15 protein-coding genes are annotated in these 17,843 nt (G+C 67.6%); 13 read left to right on the forward strand and 2 right to left on the reverse strand.

The features are described from left to right. Window positions 1-64 precede the first annotated feature (64 nt). From E0H73_RS02655 to E0H73_RS02675, 5 genes are read left to right on the forward strand one after another with little or no spacing between them, the layout of a single operon-like run. Entirely contained in the window at window positions 65-592 is a 528-nt protein-coding gene (locus tag E0H73_RS02655) for a hypothetical protein (RefSeq protein WP_131350627.1), read from the forward strand. A 38-nt stretch (window positions 593-630) separates the two neighbouring features. After that, window positions 631-1,974, forward strand: a complete 1,344-nt coding sequence (locus E0H73_RS02660; RefSeq protein WP_131350630.1) for an ABC transporter substrate-binding protein — start codon at window positions 631-633, stop codon at window positions 1,972-1,974. A gap of 37 nt (window positions 1,975-2,011) precedes the next feature. Continuing rightward, window positions 2,012-3,253 carry a serine hydrolase domain-containing protein gene (locus E0H73_RS02665; RefSeq protein ID WP_131350633.1) on the forward strand — a complete coding sequence of 414 codons (1,242 nt, stop codon included), beginning with the start codon at window positions 2,012-2,014 and terminating at the stop codon, window positions 3,251-3,253. 13 nt (window positions 3,254-3,266) lie between these two features. Then, entirely contained in the window at window positions 3,267-4,646 is a 1,380-nt protein-coding gene (locus tag E0H73_RS02670; RefSeq protein WP_131350636.1) for a serine hydrolase domain-containing protein, read from the forward strand. After that, window positions 4,646-5,806 (forward strand): dipeptidase, encoded by a 1,161-nt coding sequence (locus E0H73_RS02675; protein WP_131350639.1) that lies wholly within the window; start codon window positions 4,646-4,648, stop codon window positions 5,804-5,806. Before E0H73_RS02670 ends, E0H73_RS02675 begins: the two co-directional genes overlap by 1 nt. A gap of 54 nt (window positions 5,807-5,860) precedes the next feature. Here E0H73_RS02675 and E0H73_RS02680 read toward each other — a convergent pair whose 3' ends face one another. Further along, window positions 5,861-7,096, reverse strand: a complete 1,236-nt coding sequence (locus E0H73_RS02680) for a metal-dependent hydrolase family protein (protein WP_131350642.1) — start codon at window positions 7,094-7,096, stop codon at window positions 5,861-5,863. Window positions 7,097-7,243: 147 nt separating this feature from the next. Here E0H73_RS02680 and E0H73_RS02685 point away from each other — a divergent pair, with 147 nt between their 5' ends. From E0H73_RS02685 to E0H73_RS02715, 7 genes are read left to right on the forward strand one after another with little or no spacing between them, the layout of a single operon-like run. After that, window positions 7,244-7,942 carry a TetR/AcrR family transcriptional regulator gene (locus E0H73_RS02685; RefSeq protein WP_165555468.1) on the forward strand — a complete coding sequence of 233 codons (699 nt, stop codon included), beginning with the start codon at window positions 7,244-7,246 and terminating at the stop codon, window positions 7,940-7,942. Continuing rightward, window positions 7,939-9,495: an AMP-binding protein gene (locus E0H73_RS02690; protein WP_131350648.1), complete on the forward strand. Its 1,557-nt coding sequence runs from the start codon at window positions 7,939-7,941 to the stop codon at window positions 9,493-9,495. The genes E0H73_RS02685 and E0H73_RS02690 overlap by 4 nt, the downstream gene beginning before the upstream one ends. A gap of 22 nt (window positions 9,496-9,517) precedes the next feature. Beyond that, window positions 9,518-10,711: an acyl-CoA dehydrogenase family protein gene (locus tag E0H73_RS02695; RefSeq protein WP_238163766.1), complete on the forward strand. Its 1,194-nt coding sequence runs from the start codon at window positions 9,518-9,520 to the stop codon at window positions 10,709-10,711. 16 nt (window positions 10,712-10,727) lie between these two features. Continuing rightward, the gene (locus tag E0H73_RS02700; RefSeq protein WP_131350651.1) at window positions 10,728-11,765 is read left to right on the forward strand and encodes a dipeptidase; all 1,038 of its coding nucleotides are present in this window, start codon (window positions 10,728-10,730) and stop codon (window positions 11,763-11,765) included. Beyond that, window positions 11,762-13,609, forward strand: coding sequence for a CocE/NonD family hydrolase (locus E0H73_RS02705; RefSeq protein WP_131350654.1), 1,848 nt, complete (start codon window positions 11,762-11,764; stop codon window positions 13,607-13,609). The genes E0H73_RS02700 and E0H73_RS02705 overlap by 4 nt, the downstream gene beginning before the upstream one ends. Next, on the forward strand, window positions 13,606-14,394 hold the full coding sequence (locus E0H73_RS02710; protein WP_131350657.1) for an enoyl-CoA hydratase-related protein: 789 nt from the start codon (window positions 13,606-13,608) through the stop codon (window positions 14,392-14,394). The genes E0H73_RS02705 and E0H73_RS02710 overlap by 4 nt, the downstream gene beginning before the upstream one ends. After that, entirely contained in the window at window positions 14,391-16,196 is a 1,806-nt protein-coding gene (locus E0H73_RS02715; RefSeq protein ID WP_131350660.1) for an MOSC domain-containing protein, read from the forward strand. The genes E0H73_RS02710 and E0H73_RS02715 overlap by 4 nt, the downstream gene beginning before the upstream one ends. Window positions 16,197-16,199: 3 nt before the next feature. On the opposite strand, the gene E0H73_RS02720 is transcribed toward E0H73_RS02715, so the two are convergent. Next, window positions 16,200-16,964 (reverse strand): pyrroline-5-carboxylate reductase family protein, encoded by a 765-nt coding sequence (locus tag E0H73_RS02720; protein ID WP_131350663.1) that lies wholly within the window; start codon window positions 16,962-16,964, stop codon window positions 16,200-16,202. Between the two features lie 181 nt (window positions 16,965-17,145). Here E0H73_RS02720 and E0H73_RS02725 point away from each other — a divergent pair, with 181 nt between their 5' ends. Then, complete coding sequence (locus E0H73_RS02725; RefSeq protein ID WP_131350665.1) at window positions 17,146-17,835, forward strand: pyridoxamine 5'-phosphate oxidase family protein; 690 nt, start codon at window positions 17,146-17,148, stop codon at window positions 17,833-17,835. Window positions 17,836-17,843 lie beyond the last annotated feature (8 nt).

Consider the following 17,843-nt stretch of genomic DNA (forward strand, 5'->3'; position numbering starts at 1 on the left):
GGCGTATCAGCATAGTGTATGGGCATACGTCATAGCCCGTCCTTGACAGGAAGGAGTTCCGCCGATGAGGACTGTTGCTGCTGTCACCGGATCTCTGCTGGTCCTCGTGCTCGCCCTCAGTGGGTGTGGGAACTCCGATGAGACCGCGAAGGGCACGCCGTCCGCGAACGTCGAGGACAAGAGCGCCGGCGCCGCTGCCTGCAAGCTGCTCACACCTGGTGGCCTCGAGCAACAGTTCGGAGTGTCCTTCGGTGACGGTGTTCCGAGCCACCAGGAGGAGACCGGGTCCGACCAGTGCGTCTGGACAAGCTCGGGTGGCGTGTCGACGACGACGTTCTCACTCACCGTGTTGCGCCAGGACGGGCTGCGCGGCGACCTCAAGTCCAGCGGGATGACGCTGGCACAGCTGTTCCAGCAGACCAAGGGTGCGTACCCGAAGGCCAAGGCGATCGACCTCGGCGACCAGGCGTACATCGCGGCTCGCGAAGTACAGGTACTGGCGGGCGACACCTGGTACTCGTTCTCGTTCCACGGCCCGGATGACACCGGGGTCGACGGACTGAAGGCAGTGGCCGCTCAAGTGGTCGGCTGACCGTGCACACCTCGGGGAGACGAAAGGAGTCAGGATCGATGATGCGTATTCGGAGCGCCGTTGTGGCGGTGTCCTGCGCGGTTGCCCTCGTCGCTTGCGGCGTGCAAGGCGGTAGTGGTGGTGGTACGGCGGTCAAGGGCAACGGCACGGAGTTCAAGCCGTCGACGTCCGGGCCGATCAAGGTCGGGGTGTTGATCACCGACACCCGGGCCGAGGCCGAGCGGAACGGTGTCAGCGTCGTGAGCCCGTACAAGGCCGCGGCTCATGCGATGATCCAGTCCGTCAACGCAGCCGGCGGCGTCGCGGAGCGGAAGCTGGAGGTCGTCAACGAGACGATCGACTTCTCCACTCCGAACTTCGACTCGGCGTTCGAGGCGATCTGTCAGCGGTTCACCAAGGACAAGCAGGTCCAGGCCGTGGTGTACGACGGCCTCATCTACAACCAGGCCTTCAACAAGTGCCTGATGACCGCCGGCGTTCCGATCCTGTACATGGGGCAGAACGGGTCGCCGATCGGCGACGACACCGATCTCAAGGACAACCCTGGCGTCATCGCGGTGAACGCGGTGAGCATCGATCGCCGGGTCAAGAGCATCATGACCAAGGCCGTCGAGGCGAAGTTCCTTGCCTCCGGCAGCAAGCTCGGCGTCGTCATCGAGGACTGCCCGTACAACGAGCGCGCCTATGAGAACACGCTGAAGCCGCTCGCCGACAAGGCCGGCGTCGAACTCGTGAAGTCGGACATCAAGTGCGCCCACGGGTACGCCGACAACGGCCCGAACCTGGCCCAGGTCCAGTCCCTCGCGCTCAAGTTCAAATCCCAGGCCGTGGACAGCGTGATGATCATGACGCTGTACGAGAACGGGATCATCTACTACTTCGCCCAGGGCGCCCACGCGCAGAACTGGTCGCCGCAGTACCTGCTCTTCCACCCGCAGGGCATGGCCGACGTGATGAAGCTCTACCCGCCGGACCAGTTGACGAAGATGCGCGGTTTCGGCGGCATGCCCGACCAGGACGTCACCCAGCCGCCGGCGCCACCGGCCGAGCAGGCCAAGGTGCGCAAGACCTGTATCGACAATGCCCGCAGCAACGGTGTGCCGGTCCAGAAGATCACCGACCAGATCGTCATCTACCAGGCCTGCGACGTGGTGCGGCTGCTGCAGCAGGGCCTGGCCAACAGCGGCGGCCTGGGAGGGATCGACAAGCTCGTGCCCGGGATCGAGAAGATCGGAACGGGTTTCGTCAGCGCCCTCACGCTGGACGGCGCGACCAAGTTCGGGCCCGACCGGCACGACGGTATGGAGAAGACGGCCGCGTCCAGCTTCGACCCGGGCTGCAAGTGCTTCACCTACAAGACCTCGCCCGCGCCGGTCGGATAGCGACCACCACCACCTTCGAGAGGGGCCGTACAGCATCATGACCACAACGAGCGAGCCTGCGGTGCACGGACACGTCGAGGACGGTTGGGGGAAGGTCGCCGACCAGTTCCGGGCGAACTTCGAGGGAAATCCCGGCGAGGTCGGCGCAGCGTGCTGCGTGTACGTCGGTGGCCGTCCCGTCGTCGATCTCTGGGGCGGACTGGCCGACAGCGAGACCAATCGGCCGTGGCAAGAGGACACCATCGCCATCGTCGCCTCCACGACGAAGGGTGCGACCGCGATCTGCGCGCACCTGCTGGCCCAGCGCGGCGAGCTGGACCTCGACGCCCCGGTGGTCGACTACTGGCCCGAGTTCGGTGCAGGAGGCAAGGACAAGATCCCGGTGCGGCTGCTGCTGTCGCACCAGTCCGGCCTGCCGGTCGTCGACGGTCCACTGACGCTGGAGCAGGCGTACGCCTGGGACCCGGTGATCCGTGCGATCGAGGCCCAGAAGCCGGAGTGGGAGCCGGGTACCGAGCACGTCTACCACAGCATCACCTTCGGGTACCTGGTCGGCGAGCTCGTCCGCCGGGTCTCCGGCAAGTCACTCGGCACCTTCTTCGCCGACGAGGTGGCCGGCCCGCTCGGGCTGAATGCCTGGATCGGGTTGCCCGAGGAACAGGAAGAGAAGGTGGCGCGGATCGAGTACGCCGCTCCACTCAGCCTGGAGGAGATGACCGCCGGGATGATCGAGACCACCGGCCTCGATCCCGACACGGTGACCCGGTGGATCCAGGCCGTCTGGGGCGAAGGCTCGATCCAAGCCCGGGCCGGCTCGCTCGGCGGCGCGTTCAACGTGACGTCCGATCTCAACGCTCAGCGTGCCTATCGAGCGGCCGAGATCCCGGCCGGGAACATGTTGACCGACGCGCGCTCGCTGGCCCGGATGTACGCCGCCACGGTCAGCGACGTGGACGGCGTACGACTGCTCGATCCGGCCACGATCAAGCGGGCGACCGAGATCCAGACCGATAAGACCCGGATGCACGGCCTGCCCGCGGACCTGGACCTCCCGGCCGACCGCTCGTTCAACATGTCGCTCGGGTTCTGGCGGGCCTGCCCGCCGCTACCGATGGCCGGGCCGAAGTCGTTCGGCCACCCGGGCTCGGGTGGGTCGGTCGCCTTCGGCGAGCCAGATGCCGAGGTCGGCTTCGGCTACGTCATGAACCTCTGGTCCTTCCGGACCGGCGAACCGCGGGCGTCGAGCCTGGCCGCGGCGGTCCGGTCCTGCCTCGGATGACGGGAGACCTCGGATGACGGAACTCGAGAAGACGCTGCAGGAACTCGTCGCCCGCTCCGGCGTACCCGGTGCCGTGGTCGGTGTCATCGAGGACGGACGGATCGAGACCGCGGCCGCGGGCGTCGCGAACCTGAGCACCGGCGTCGAGATGACGCCGGACACGCTGTTCCTGACCGGTTCGATCACCAAGGTCTGGACCACGACGTTGCTGATGTCCCTGGTCGAGCAGGGGCTCGTCGACCTCGACGCGCCGGTCAAGCGCTACCTGCCGGAGCTCGTCCTCGGCGACCGAGAGGTCGCGGATGCGCTGGTCGTACGGCATCTCGTCACCCACTCCACCGGGACGGACGCATCAGACCTGATCGCCGACGTCGGTGAGGGCGACGACGCGATCGCGAACTGGGTGCCACTGCTCGCCGATGTCGGTCAGCTGTTCCCGCCGGGGGAGTACTTCTCCTACAGCAACGCCGGCTTCGTGCTGGCCGGCCGGATCATCGAGGTCGTCACCGGTGAGGGGTACTCGACCGCGATGCGGGAACGGCTGTTCAAGCCGCTGGGACTGGCACGCAGCATGTTCACGGCCGAGGAGGCGATCCTGCACCGGATGGCGATCGGCCACTATCCAGGTGCCGACGGCTTCGTGCGCAGCGAACGGTTCATGATGCCCCAGTGCCTCGCGCCGGCCGGTACGACGTTCATCACCTCGGTCGAGGACACGCTGACCTTCGTCGGCTCCCACCTGCCAACGCTCAGGTCGGCAAAGCGCCTGCTCAGCGCGGAGACCGTCGACCGGATGGCCGCACACCAGCTCGACTTCCCCGTGCCGGAAACAGGCTCGGTCGGACTCAGTTGGCTGCGCAAGCAGTACGGCGATCACGTCGTCCTCACCCATGGCGGAGGCTCGTACGGCGGAGTCGCCATGGTCGGCGTCGTTCCCGACCTCGGTGCGGCGTACATCGCCTTTGCGAACGGGGGACCGGCTTCGATGCCGTTCCACCAGGAGATCGCCGAGGCCTTGCTGCAGGACCGGTTCGGTCTGCCCGCGCCGGTCGCGCCCGACCTGTCCGGCCCGGAGCCGAAGCCGAGCCGCTACCACGGCAGGTATGTCTGTTGGGGCTGCGAGCTCAACGTCAGTGACGACGGCGACGCGCTGTCCTACCAAGCCAGATTCACCGACCCGGTTCTCGGCCGCAACCGGTCGGATCCGCCGCCGGTCCGGCTGCGACCGATCGGCGCACAGGGTCTGACCTTGGCCGATCACCCCGATCAACCGCCCTTCGGCTATGGGGTCGGCGACGACGGAGCCGGACATCCGGAGTTCCTGTTCCTGCTGGACCGGCTCGTCCGCCGCATGGGTGACAACCAGCACCGCGACAGCTCTGGAGGATCTTGATGACGGAACAGTTCGGCACGTTCGACTTCGGCTTGGACCAGGGGCAGGAGGAGCGGGCCGCGCGGCTGCATCGCGAAAGCCTCATCGTCGATGTGCTGTTCCAGGGCCCGGTCGGGTACCGGGCGTTCGACGAGGAGATGAACAAGGAGCTGCGCGCCCTCCTCGAGAAGACGCACGACACCATGGAGACGTTCAGCCGTGGTCTCGAGGCCCCGATCCGCCGCGCGATGGCGGGGCGGCTGGACGCGGTCAAGGAGCACTGGGACGCGAGTGGGATCACCTGCGGGAACCGCCAGGTGGAGATGTCCGACGAACGTCACGTCCGGGAGTGGTCGTTCGCCTTCGTGCAGAAGCAGTTCGACTACTTCCCCTGGCTGATCAAGGCCCTGACGGCCGCGGACATCCGCCGTGCGCACGAGACCGGAGTCCACGCCGGCCTGGTCAGTTCGCAGGTCATGCTGGGTCCGTGGCGCGACCTCGACGCACTGGCCTGGGCCCACGATGCCGGCCTGCGCATGACGCAGCTCACGTACAACAACATGACGTCTGTCGGCGTCGGCTGCACTGAGCGGACGGACGCTGGACTGTCCGCGTTCGGCGTGGCCAGCGTGAAGGCCATGAACGAGCTCGGCATCATCGTCGACACCGGCCATGTCGGCCGCAAGACGACGCTGGACGCCTGTGACGTGTCGGAGGCGCCGGTCGTCGCCTCCCACACCGCGGCGCAAGGTGTGTTCGACCACGCGCGGGGCAAGAGCGACGAGGAGCTGCGTGCGCTGGCGGCCACCGGCGGCATCATCGGCATCGTCACCGTCCCGTTCTTCCTCGGGGCGGGACCGACGGTCACCATCAACGCGATGCTCGACCACATCGAGTACGTCGCTGACGTCGCCGGCGTCGACCACGTTGCCATCGGCACCGACTGGCCGATGCAGCTGCCGAAGTGGATGCTCGACGATCTCCTCCAGCCGATCTTCGCCGAGACCGGCTTCAGGCCCGAGGACAAGCTGGTGGCGACGCAGGAGCTGGTCGGGTTCGACGACTACCGCGACTTCCCGAACATCACCCGCGGCCTGGTCGCCCGCGGCTGGTCGGACGAGGACATCGCCAAGGTGCTCGGCCTGAACTTCGTCCGCGTGATGGAAGCCGTCTGCGGCTGAACGTGAAACGCGGCTGGTGGTCATCGCCCGAGCGGTGACCACCAGCCGCGCTGTCTACTTCCGTTCGTCCTTCGCCACCACGCCGTTCTGCACAACGAGTACGACGCTGTCCGGGTCGGCGAAGAGCTTGGGGTCGTCCAGCGGGCTGCCCGCAAAGGCAACGATGTCGGCCTGCTTGCCGACCTCGAGTGTGCCGATCTCGCTACCGAGCCCGAGCAGGTCGGCGTTGATTCGCGTCGCCGCGATCAGTGCTTCCATCGGGGACTGGGCCGCGGCTCGCAGTGTCAGTTCCTCACCCCGACCGGTCTGGTCGGGGCCGATGACGTCGGACCCGAGACCGACCCGGACACCGGCCGCCGTTGCGACGAGCAGCCCGTCGATCATCGCCTGGCGTACACCCGCTGCCTTGTCCGCGAAATGGCTGGGCAGACCGAGGTCGTCGATGTTCCGGATCAGCCTCTCGAGCGCGGCCAGTGTGGGCACGAGAGAGACCTGACGCTCGGCCATCAAAGCGGCCGTCTCCTCGTCGATCCCGCTGCCGTGTTCCACGCACCGCACACCGGCGAGGACAGCCATGCGGATGCCATCGACGTTGAGGGCGTGGACGGTGACGTAGGTGCCCCGGGCCGCGGCCTCGGCGACGGCGACCGCGATCTCCTCGGCGCTGAACTGGGTGTCGGTGAGCTTGTCGTGCTTGGAGATGACGCCACCGGTGACGCAGAGCTTGAGGAAGTCGGCACCGCGCCGGAACGACTCGCGCGCGTTCCTGCGCATCTGGTCAGGCCCGTCGGCCAGCATCGTCAGCGTCCGCAGGCCGGGAACCTCGATCTCGTTCCACACATGGGTCGGCTCCCATTCGGACGCGTAGTGTCCGTGTCCGCCGGTCTGGCAGTGGATCGGGCCGCACTGCACGATCCGCGGACCCGGAAGTTTGCCCGATGCAACGACACGGGCAAGGCCGGCGTCGATGCCGCCACAGTCCCGCACCGTGGTGAAACCGGATCGAACGGTCTGGGCGCAGTTGGAGAACATGTCGGCGGCGATCTCCGCCACCGACATCCCGTACCCGACGCTCGGTTCGAGTTCGCTGGCCAGGCCGAGATGGACGTGCGCGTCGATCAGACCGGGGGTCAGGGTCAAGCCGGTGCAGTCGACGACCTCGGCCTCGCCAGGCACGGATCCGCCGATCCGGGTGATCCTTCCATCGTCGATGAGGATTCCGGCCGGCTCGGGGCCGGACCCGGTCGCTGTGACGACGGTTGCGCCGTGCAGCCAGAGACTGGAAGTCATGGGCAGTGTGCTCCTTCGGCAGTGGTGGCGGCGTCGCGGACGAGAATCTCGGTCCGAACCATTCGCTTACGTACGTCCATACACTATGCTGGTACGCCAAGAGGGGTGCAAGAGTTACCCACGCCGTTCCGGACTGGAGGACACACCGTGGCGACACAGCGCAAGGTGCAGAAGTCAGCGCGGTTGGCGCGCGGCGCGCTCGACCGGGAGACGGTGGTGGCGGCCGCGCTCGAGATCGCCGACCGCGACGGCCTCAGCGGCGTCACGATGGCCCGGGTGGCCGAGGCGCTGGGCGGCAGCCCGATGTCGCTGTACCGGCACCTGAGCGACAAGCAGGAGTTGCTGGACGCCGTCGCGGATCTCGCGGTCGCGGACCTCCCGAGGATCGCCAAGGACGGACGCGGCTGGCGGGTGCGGCTCGAGGAGTTCGCGCTGGACTCCCGGCAGTGCGCGCTGCGCCACCCAGCGCTGATCGAGATCCTTCTCCAGACCTACGTTCGCGGCCCGAACACCGAGGCGGTCGGCCTCGACATGATCACGCTCCTGCAGGAGGCCGGCTTCGAGAAGGAGTCGGCCATCCGTGGGTTCATGGCCCTGCGCAACCACATCATCGGCGCGATGGCGTGGGAGGTGTCCCGGTTCCGCGGTGGCAGCGAGGAGTTCGCCCGCGGGGTGTCCGACAACTTCGTGCACGCGGACACGCCGGCCGACTCGCCGTTCCGGGATCTGCTCGAGGTGGTGCCCGAGGATCCGGAAGCGCAGTACCTGTTCGGGATCCGCCGCCTGCTCGACGGGTTCGAGACAGAGCTGCGGAGGATCCGTCGACGGTCCGGACCGAAGAAATGAGTGAAGACCTCTACCGACGGCCGTCCTTCGTCGACCTGATCTCCCGCTCACTGCAGAACTATCCGGATCGCGTCGCGTTCTCCACGCCGACCGGCGACCTGACGTACGACGGACTGCGCCGGCTGATCTCGCGGATCGCGTTCGCGCTGCAGGACGCTGGGGTGAAGCCCGGGGATGGCGTGGCCATGATCGCGCCGAACCGGCCGGAGACCTTTGCGGCGGTGACGGCGTCGCAGTCGCTGGGCGCCCGGTACACGCCGTTGCATCCGATGGGATCCCTGGCCGACCACGTCGTCGTCTGCACCGACGCCGAGATCACCACGCTCGTGGTTGATGCGGCGCAGTACGCCGACCATGGCGCGGCGCTCGCCGCCGAGCTGGACCCGAGTCCGAGAGTGCTGCTGCTCGGTGGAGGATCCGCATCCGACGTACTCGCCGGGCCTGAGACGGATGGGGTCATTCCGTCCGTGGCCCGTGAGTCCGACGTTGCGTTGCTGGGCTACACCGGCGGGACAACCGGACGGCCCAAGGGCGTGATGCTCACGCATCGTTCGCTGGCCACGCACCTCTACCTCACCGTCGCGCACTGGCAGCTCCCGACCGAGCTGCGGTTCCTGGGATCGACGCCGCTGACCCACGCGCTCCAGGGCATCGTGCCGCCGGTCTTCCACCAAGGTGGAAGCGTCGTACTGACGAAGGGTTTCGACCCCGCGGAGTTCTGCGAGACCGTGCGGAAGCACCGGATCACGGCGACCTTCCTGGTCCCGAGCATGATCTACGTGCTGCTCGACTACATCGCCGAGCACGAGGTGGATCTGTCCAGCCTGCAGACGATCCTGTACGGCGCGGCGCCGATGTCACCCGATCGGCTCGAGCAGGCTCTCGAGGTGTTCGGCCCTGTCTTCGTGCAGTTCTTCGGCCAGAGCGAGGCGCCGAACACGGTGACGACGCTCAGCAAGGCAGACCACGATCCACGGCGGCCCGAGCGGCTCGCGTCCTGCGGCAAGCCGCATCCGACGCTGGACGTCGCGGTCCTCGACGAGAACGATCAGCCCTGTCCGGTCGGTGAGCTGGGAGAGGTTTGCGTTCGCGGGCCGCTGGTGATGGACGGCTACTGGAAGCAGCCGGAGTTGACTGCGGAGACACTGCGGAACGGCTGGCTGCACACCGGTGACGTCGGCCGCTTCGACGCGGACAACTTCCTGTACCTCACCGACCGCAAGAAGGACATGCTGATCACCGGTGGGTTCAACATCTACCCGCGCGAGATCGAGGACGCGGTGGTGACGCATCCGGAGGTTTCGGCCGCGGCAGTGATCGGGGTCCCGGACCCGAAGTGGGGCGAGGCGGTGACGGCCTTCGTGGTCAGGACACCGGGCGCGACCGTGACGGCCGACGAGCTCGTCGCGCTGGTCCGCGAGCGCAAGGGTCCCGTGCATGCACCGAAGAGGCTCGAGTTCCTGGACGCCCTGCCGCTCACGCCGCTGGGCAAGGTCGACAAGAAGGAACTGCGTGCCCGCTTCTGGGGCGATCGCGCCCGAGCCGTGAACTGAACGCCGTCCAGGAGGAGAACCGATGAGCACCGACACTGCCGCACGGCCTGGTGACGCGGGCATGAGGCCCGGGCGGGCGACGCGGCCACGCTGGGCGGATGACGAGGCGGTCGCGCTGGCAGCGGTCGCGCGGGCCTTCTTCGAGACCGAGATCGTCCCGCATTTCGAGCGCTTCGACGAGCAGAAGTACGTCGAGCGCGAGGTGTGGCACAAGGCCGGCGCGCTCGGCCTGCTCTGCTGCGAGGTGCCGGCGGAGTTCGGTGGGGGAGGCGGCTCGTTCGCCCACGACGCCGTCGTACTGAGTGAGCAGGCACGGGCCGGCGACACCGGGTTCGGCAATATGGTGCACAGCGGGGTGGTGGCACCGCTGCTCGCGACGTACGGCAATGACGAGCAACGGCAGCGCTGGCTGCCGGGGATGGCGACCGGCGACATCATCGGTGCCGTGGCGATGTCCGAGCCGGGCGCGGGCAGCGATCTCAAGAACATCGTCACCCGGGCCGAACGCAGGGGCGACCAGTACGTCATCAACGGGTCCAAGACCTTCATCAGCAACGGCGCCCGCTGCGATCTGGTCGTCGTCGTCGCGAAGACCGACCCCGCGGCGGGACGCAACGGGATCTCCTTGCTCGCCTTGGAGATAGCCGACGCGCCGGGCTTCCGGCGCGGGCGCACCCTCGACAAGCTTGGCCGGCATGCCTCGGACACCGCGGAGTTGTTCTTCGACGACGTATCCGTGCCGGCCGACTACCTGGTCGGGGAGGAAGGGCGCGGACTCGAGATCCTGAAGGCTGAGCTACCGCGCGAGCGCTTGGTCATCGCCATCACCGCGGTGGCCGCGATGGAGCGTGCGCTGGAAGAGACCGTCGCCTACACCAAGACGCGGGAAGCGTTCGGCGGTCCTCTGTTCGCGATGCAGCACGTCCGGCTCGAGCTCGCCGAGCTGGCGACGATCGTCCGCGCGTCCCGGGTGTTCCTGGACGACTGCGTCGAGCGGTTCGTCGACGGCACCCTCGAGCCGGCCACGGCGTCGATGGCGAAGTGGTGGCTGACCCAGAACCAGACCGACGTGACCGATCGGTGCCTGCAACTGTTCGGCGGTTACGGCTACATGCGGGAGTTCCTCATCTCCCGGCTATACGTCGACGCGCGGGCCCAGAAGATCTACGGCGGGGCCAACGAGGTGCTGAAGGACCACATCTCCCGATCACTCTGAACGAGGTGTCTTGCGTATGACCGATCCACTCGTGCTCCACAAGGACTCCGTTGTGGTCGACACGCACAACGACCTGATCCTGTTGGTCGACCACTTCGATCGGCGCGAGCAACCTGATCACTTCGGCCAGTTCTGGCTGCCCGAGCTCCGCGCCGGCGGGGTCGACGTACAGGTCCTGCCGATCTGTATCGAGGATCAGTTCCAGTCCGAGGGCGCGCTGCGTCGGACGTTGCTGCTGATCGAGCGGATCCATGAGCTCGGAACGGAGTACAGCGACGACGTGGCGGTGTGCCTGACCGGCGCGGACGTCGACGCCGCGACGTCGTCCGGACGGATCGCGCTGGTGATCGCTCTCGAGGGCGCGCACGCCATCGGGCAGGACCCGCAACTGGTGCGCACCCTGGCCCGGGTCGGGGTCCGGGTGATCTCGATGGCGCACTACGCGCGGACGTTCCTTGCCGACGGCAGTGGGTTGGACTCGACCTCGCGCAGCCGGTTGACGCCGGAGGGCATCACCGCGCTGCACGAGATGGAAGAGCTGGGCATCGTCTTCGACATCAGCCATCTCGGCATCGGCGGTGTCGAGGATGTGCTGTCGCTCGCGACCCGGCCGTTCCTCGCCACGCACTCGGCGTGCCTCGGCATCACCGACAGCCACCGTAATCTCGGCGACGAGCAACTGAAGGCGATCGCCGAGCTCGGTGGGGTGATCGGAGTCGCGGCGGCGATTCCCTTCTTCATCGATGCGAAGTCCCCGACGGCCGAGCGCGTCGTCGACCACATCGAACGCATCATCGATGTGGCCGGCATCGATCACGCCGGACTGGGACCGGACATCATCGACGACTACTACCAGCACGTGTTCGGTGGGTGGGTCGGTGCCCCGACCAACGGCGTCGAGTACGAGCGGGCCGAGATCGTGCGACCGTCGGACTTCCCGAAGATCACCGAGGTGATGGTGCGGCGCGGATTCAGCGAGGCCGACATCCGCAAGATCCTCGGCGAGAACGTACTGCGCGTTCTCCGTGACGTGATGGGAGTCCCGGCCAGATGACCGTGTCGGACGACCTCCAGTACGCGCTGAAGAGTAAGGACGTTCGTACGCCGGCACAGTTCGCGGCGGCCGACGTCAAGATCGAGACCGTGTTCGTGACGATGCGGGACGGCGTCAAGCTCGCGACCGACCTGTACCTGCCGCCGAAGACGCCGGCTCCGGTGATCGCCGTACGTACGCCGTACGGACGCGACGGGGATGCTCTGGTGGCGCCGTTCATGGCGTTCGCCCGCCGGGGGTACGTCGTCGCCGTCCAGGATCTCCGTGGCACGGGAGACAGCGAACCCGAGGACCACGACTTCTACATTTTCGAGCCGCAGGACGGCTATGACTTCGTCGAGTGGGTCAGCACTCAGGACTGGTGCGACGGATTCATCGGGTCCCTCGGCGGCTCGTACGTCGGTCAGGTGCAGTGGCCGATGGCAACCCATCCGAAGATGACCACGATCGTTCCGGAGGTCAGCGGGATCGGGGTCGGCACCAAGACGGCGTCGCTGCACATGGTCGTGAACGCACTCGCCCACACGATCGGCCACGGGGAGGAGAAGACGGATCTGCCGCACTGGCAGGTCGAGCCGATGATGCTGGACGAGACGCTGTCGACGGGGTTCTTCAACGAACCTTTCGTCAACCCGATGCTGGGAGAGCTGACGGACTCCTTCCTCGCGCTGAAGGACCTGTCGCCGGTCGAGGCGCAGGCGTGGTTGTGGGCGCACTACTGCTCGCTGACCTGCCCGGAGCGGGCCGAGTTCGTCCGTGAACTCACCGGGTCGCCTCACGTCACCATTGTCGATGCCGAGAACATCGGGCCGCTCTTCGGCCAGGGCATCTCGCTCGACCGGCACACGTTGCCGTCCGTCGAACCTGCACGGCAGGTCGCCGACTTCCAGGCGGTCCCGCTGTTGCGGACCGGTTGGTACGACTGGTTCATCAACGACGCCCTCGCGACCTTCGAGCTCCTCCGCAAGCACGCTCCCGAACCATTGCGGTCGCAGGCCCGGATCATCATCACCCCTTCGTCGCACAACTCGGTTGGCTACAAGGAGCGGATGGGGGAGCACCCGGAGCTGCAGCACAACCACTGGTCGAACGTCGACTTCACGTTGCGCTGGTACCAGACCGTGCGGGACGGCGCGATCGACGAGTGGCCGCGCGTCATCTACTACCTGATGGGCGCCAACGAGTGGCGCAGCGCGGACGACTGGCCGCTGCCCGAAGCGGTGGACACGCCGTACTATCTCGGCGCCGGTGGGGCGTTGAGTACGACGCCTCCGCAGGAGCCCACGGCTGGTGACCAGTACGTGTACGACCCGCTCGACCCGACACCGACCGTGGGCGGCAGCATCGTCTCGTGGGTGTATCCGCCCGGGAGCGTGGATGTGAGCGCGGTCCAGCAGCGCGACGACGTCCTGACCTACACGACGGAACCGCTTGCCCAGGACCTCGATGTTGTGGGCAACCTTCGGGCGGTGCTGCATGCCAGCTCGTCCGCGGTGGACACCGACTTCGCCGTACGCCTCAGTGACGTCGCTCCGGACGGGCGGGCTGTACAGCTGCAGAACGGTTTGCTGCGGGCGCGGTATCGCGATCTCGATCGGGGCGCCGAACCGCTCGTGCCCGGTGAGGTCTACTCGCTGGAGATCGACATGTGGGTCACGGCGAACCGGTTCAAGGCAGGCCACCGGATCCGGGTCGACGTCAGCTCGGCAGACTTCCCGCGGTTCGACCGGAACACCAACCTGGGTGGCGCGCCAGGTGATCCGGTACCGGCGACACAGACCGTGTATCGGGATGCATCGCATCCGTCGCACGTCCTGCTTCCGATCATCCCGGTCACCCCATGAATACGCCGTACGAGCACCTGTCGACGCGTCAGCAGGGCGCGACCACTGTGGTGACGCTGGACCGGGGGCCGGTGAACGCGGTCAACCTGGACATGTACGAGGAGATCCGCGATCTGTTCGGGCGGTTCGACGAAGTGCTGCCGGGCACGAAGGCAGTCGTGCTGACCGGCGCCGGGAAGCACTTCTGCGCGGGGAACGAACTCGAGGAGTTCCTCACCTTGACCGAGGTCAACTCCGCCGGGCGGATGCGGCTGGTCCGGGACACCTTCGCCTCGATCTACGACTGCCCTGTGCCGGTGATCGGCGCGGTTCGCGGGGCGGCACTCGGGACCGGTCTGGCCATCGCGGCGAGCTGCGATGTGGTTGTCGCCGGTGAGAGCGCTCGATTCGGGACGCCGGAGGTGAGCGTCGGCGTGATGGGCGGTGCACGCCACCTCGCCCGCCTGATTCCCCAGCCACTCGTGCGTGCGATGTACTTCACCGCCGAGCCGTGGCCGGCGTCCGAGCTCGTGCAGTACGGCGCGGTGCTGCGCGTCGTACCGGACGACGAACTGCTCGATGTGGCGCTCGGCCTGGCGGAGAAGATGACGTGTCACAGCCTGGCCGCGCTCCGCCATGCCAAGGAGGCGATGAACACCGTCGAGTTCATGGATCTGAAGGCCGGCTACGAGTTCGAGCAAAGGATGACCGGGCGGCTGGCTGCCGAGGCCGATGCCAAGGAGGCGATCGCCGCGGTCCGCGAGAACCGCAAACCGGCGTACAGCGACCGGTTGGGACGGGCGTGATCGAGGAACGCCGGCTTGTCGAGACCACGACCGGAATCGTCGACTCGTTGTGGGTGTATCCGGTCAAGGGCGCCGCGGGGGTGGCAGTCGATGAGGTCGACGTACTGCCCGGCACCGGAGTGCTCCACGACCGTTCGGTCGCGATCGCGCGCGGCGATCAGGCAGTGCCGCGCCGGACACCGTGGCGGCTGCGATCCGCCTTCAAGCAGGTGGCGCGTGATCCCGACATGACGCACGTGACGGTGACCATGCCCGCGCCCGGCGTGGTCGAGCTCCGTCACCGCGCTTGTCCGAATGGATCGTCGGTGCGCTCGGACCAGGCTCAGCCGGACCAAGAGGCCGTACTGCGTCAGTGGTTCGGAGAGCCCGGGCTGCGACTCGTGCACGGCGATGCGGCGGCGCTGTGGGATGTCGCCGACGCCGAGCTGTCCGTGATCAACCTGGCCACGATCCGCGCGCTCGAGCAGCTCATCGGCACCACTCTCGACATCCGCCGATTCCGCGCCAACGTGTACGTCGACGGTCTGCCGGCCTTCGCCGAACTGTCGTGGGTGGGCCGGCGGATCCGCCTGGGTGACTGCGAGGTCGAAGTGATCCGGCCGATCGCCCGCTGCCGCGCGACGTCAGCGAACCCGCGGACCGGGGAGCGGGACCTGGAGTTCCCGTCCCTGCTCACCCGAGCCGTCGGCTTGCCGCACCTGGGCGTCTACGCACGCCTGGTCGGACCTGCCCGGCTTCACGTCGGTTCGACGGTAGTGGTGAGTGGCCGACCCGATCCGGTGCGGCTCATCGACAGCCTGCGGGAACGTCGTGAGGTCATGCATCCCTGGCCGCGGGAGGCCGAGGTGCTCGAGACGATTCGCGAGGACGACCGGACGATCAGTGTGTGGCTCCGCGACCCCTACCGTCAGCCGGTGGCCGCCGGTCAGCACATCCGGGTGCACCTGCCGACAGCGACAGCTGCCCTGACCTGGCGTGCCTACAGCGTCTCCGGTCGGCGCGACGATCGGATCCGGATCACCGTGCGTCTGCGCGGAGAGGTCTCGAAAACCCTTGCATCGTTGGCCTCTGGAGACTGCCTGCTCATCTCAGGTCCGTTCGGAGTGCCCACGCTCTCGCGAGAACCGCGACCGCTGTACTTGGTGAGCGCCGGGATCGGTATCACTCCCGTGGCTGCGGCGTTGCAGCAGTTGGTCGCGGACCGCCGCCGGGTTGATGTGCTGCACGTCGACGCGAGCAAGGAGAGCGCAACGCTGTGGCCCGAGGTGGTCGAGCTCGCGCGACGATGCGGCGCGACGGCGACGCTCTTCGAGACGCGGCTGGCCGGTCGACGTCCCACCAAGCGCGACATTCTCGACAGCCTGGCCGGCGACCGCGACGCCGAGGCTTTGGTGTGCGGTTCGACCGACTTCGTGGCCATGGTGTCCCAAGCCCTGCGGTCGGCGGGCTTGGACGCGGATCGCATCCACTCCGACCCGTTCCTCTCGCCTGCGACGGAGGTGCCCGTCCGGCGGTCCGCACCGGGGCCTGGTCCGCACCCGGTGACCTACCTTCCCGACGGCACGGGAGCGACGTGGACCGATGCCGACGGCACCCTTCTCGAGCTGGCAGAACAGCATGGTGTGTCCGTGCTTTCCGCCTGCCGCTCCGGCGCCTGCGGCACCTGCGCGCTCGACCTGGTGCACGGCGAAGTCTCGTACCTGATCGATCCCGCACTCCCGCCGGGATCGCGGGCGGTGCTGGCGTGTTCCGCGGTGCCCACCGGCCCCGTCGTACTGCGGCTGCCCGGGCCTCCCGGATAGGTGTCAGTCCGCGACGATGGCGCCGCCGGTGTACGGACGGCTCAGGCGGGTGAGGACATCGTGGTAGGCGTCCATGAACGCCGTACGGACGTTGTTCCGTTCGAGGGCCGCGACGCCACGGACCGTGGACTCGCCCGGTGTGCCGACCTCACGGCGTACGGCGAGGGTGTCGCCGTCGCGTTTGATCAGGAGCTCGGCTGTACCGGCCATGGTCTCGAGGAACATGGCTTTGGCGCTCTTGAGGTCGAGTCCGTGGCAGACCGCGGCGTCGATCGCGGCCTCGGCCAGGACGGCGATGTAGGCGGGCATGACCCCGGCCGTCGCCGTGGCCAGGTCCATCTGGCGCTCCGGGAGTACGACGACCGTCCCGAGCCGGGAGAGGAGCTCGACCGCGGGTTCGCCCCCCGCGGCGACGGCAACCACGCCTCTGCGGACCTCGACCGGCGTGTTCGGCATCGTCCGTACGACGGTGGCGCCCGGGTAGGCGGCTTGGAGCTCGGCGATGGTGGTCGGGCCCATCATCGAGATCACCATCTTCCCCGTCGCGTCGACACCCTCGGCGATCTCGGCCAGCTGGTCGGGTCGATGGCCGAGGAAGATGGTTTCGGACCGCTTGAACAGGTCGGCGTTGGTGGACATCACCTCTCCGCCCAGCTCCGCCACGAGAGCCGCCGCCCGCCCGGAGCCCGCATCGGTCGCGTAGACCGGCTCACCGAGCCCACGCGCGATTGCACTGGCCATGTTTCCTGCGCCGACGAAGCCGATCATGAGGATCCTCTGTCAGGTGGGACGAACGGTCATCTGAACCGTAGAGCGGTCGGGCCGTTCGTACTTGCGTCGCACGTCGGACCCGTGCCGCGCGTTTTGCATCACCTGTCGTTAGCAATCGCGGACCGGGCTGCCGAGGATCGGTGCAAAGAACGTTGTGCCGGCAGGAAGGCCGCTGAGAATGCCGAGTAGAGGTGCGACCGACAAGTCGACGGGACCCGCGAGTCCGCGGGTCCGGGTGCGCCGTCGACCCGCCCGGGCGTCGTACGACCTCGACAAGGTCCACGAGATCCTGGACGAGTCGCTGATGTGTCACGTCGGCTTCGTCGTCGACGACCAGCCGTACGTGCTGCCCACCCTGCACGTGCGGGTCGGCGATTCGTTGCTCATCCACGGATCGCGCCGGAACCGGATGTTCAACCTGATCGCCGACGGCGCGCCGGTCTGTGTGGAAGCCACGGTCCTCGACGGTCTGGCGATGGGACGCTCCGTGCTGCAGAACTCGGTGAACTATCGATCGGTCGTTGTCCTGGGCAGGGGTACGGCGGTCGAGGATCCCGAGGCCAAACTGGAGCGCATGCTGGCTCTCGTCGAGAAATGCATTCCGGGCCGGTTGCCGGACCTGCGCCCGCTGACAGATGCGGAGCTCGGCAGCGCCCTGCTGGTGTCCATTCCGCTGGACGAGTGCTCGGTCAAGATGCGCACCGGCGACGGGGATGACGCGGTAGCGGATCGAGCCCTGCCTGTCTGGGCGGGCGAGCTCCCGTTGCGGGTGACACCCGGTGAGCCGATCCCGGACGAACACGTGCCGGCCGGTACGGCGGTCCCCGAGTACCTACGGTCGTGGGGCCAGGACAGAACGGGTGTGTGACACCGGCC

The organism is Kribbella pittospori (genome assembly GCF_004331465.1).
In the GTDB taxonomy this organism is placed as follows: domain Bacteria; phylum Actinomycetota; class Actinomycetes; order Propionibacteriales; family Kribbellaceae; genus Kribbella; species Kribbella pittospori.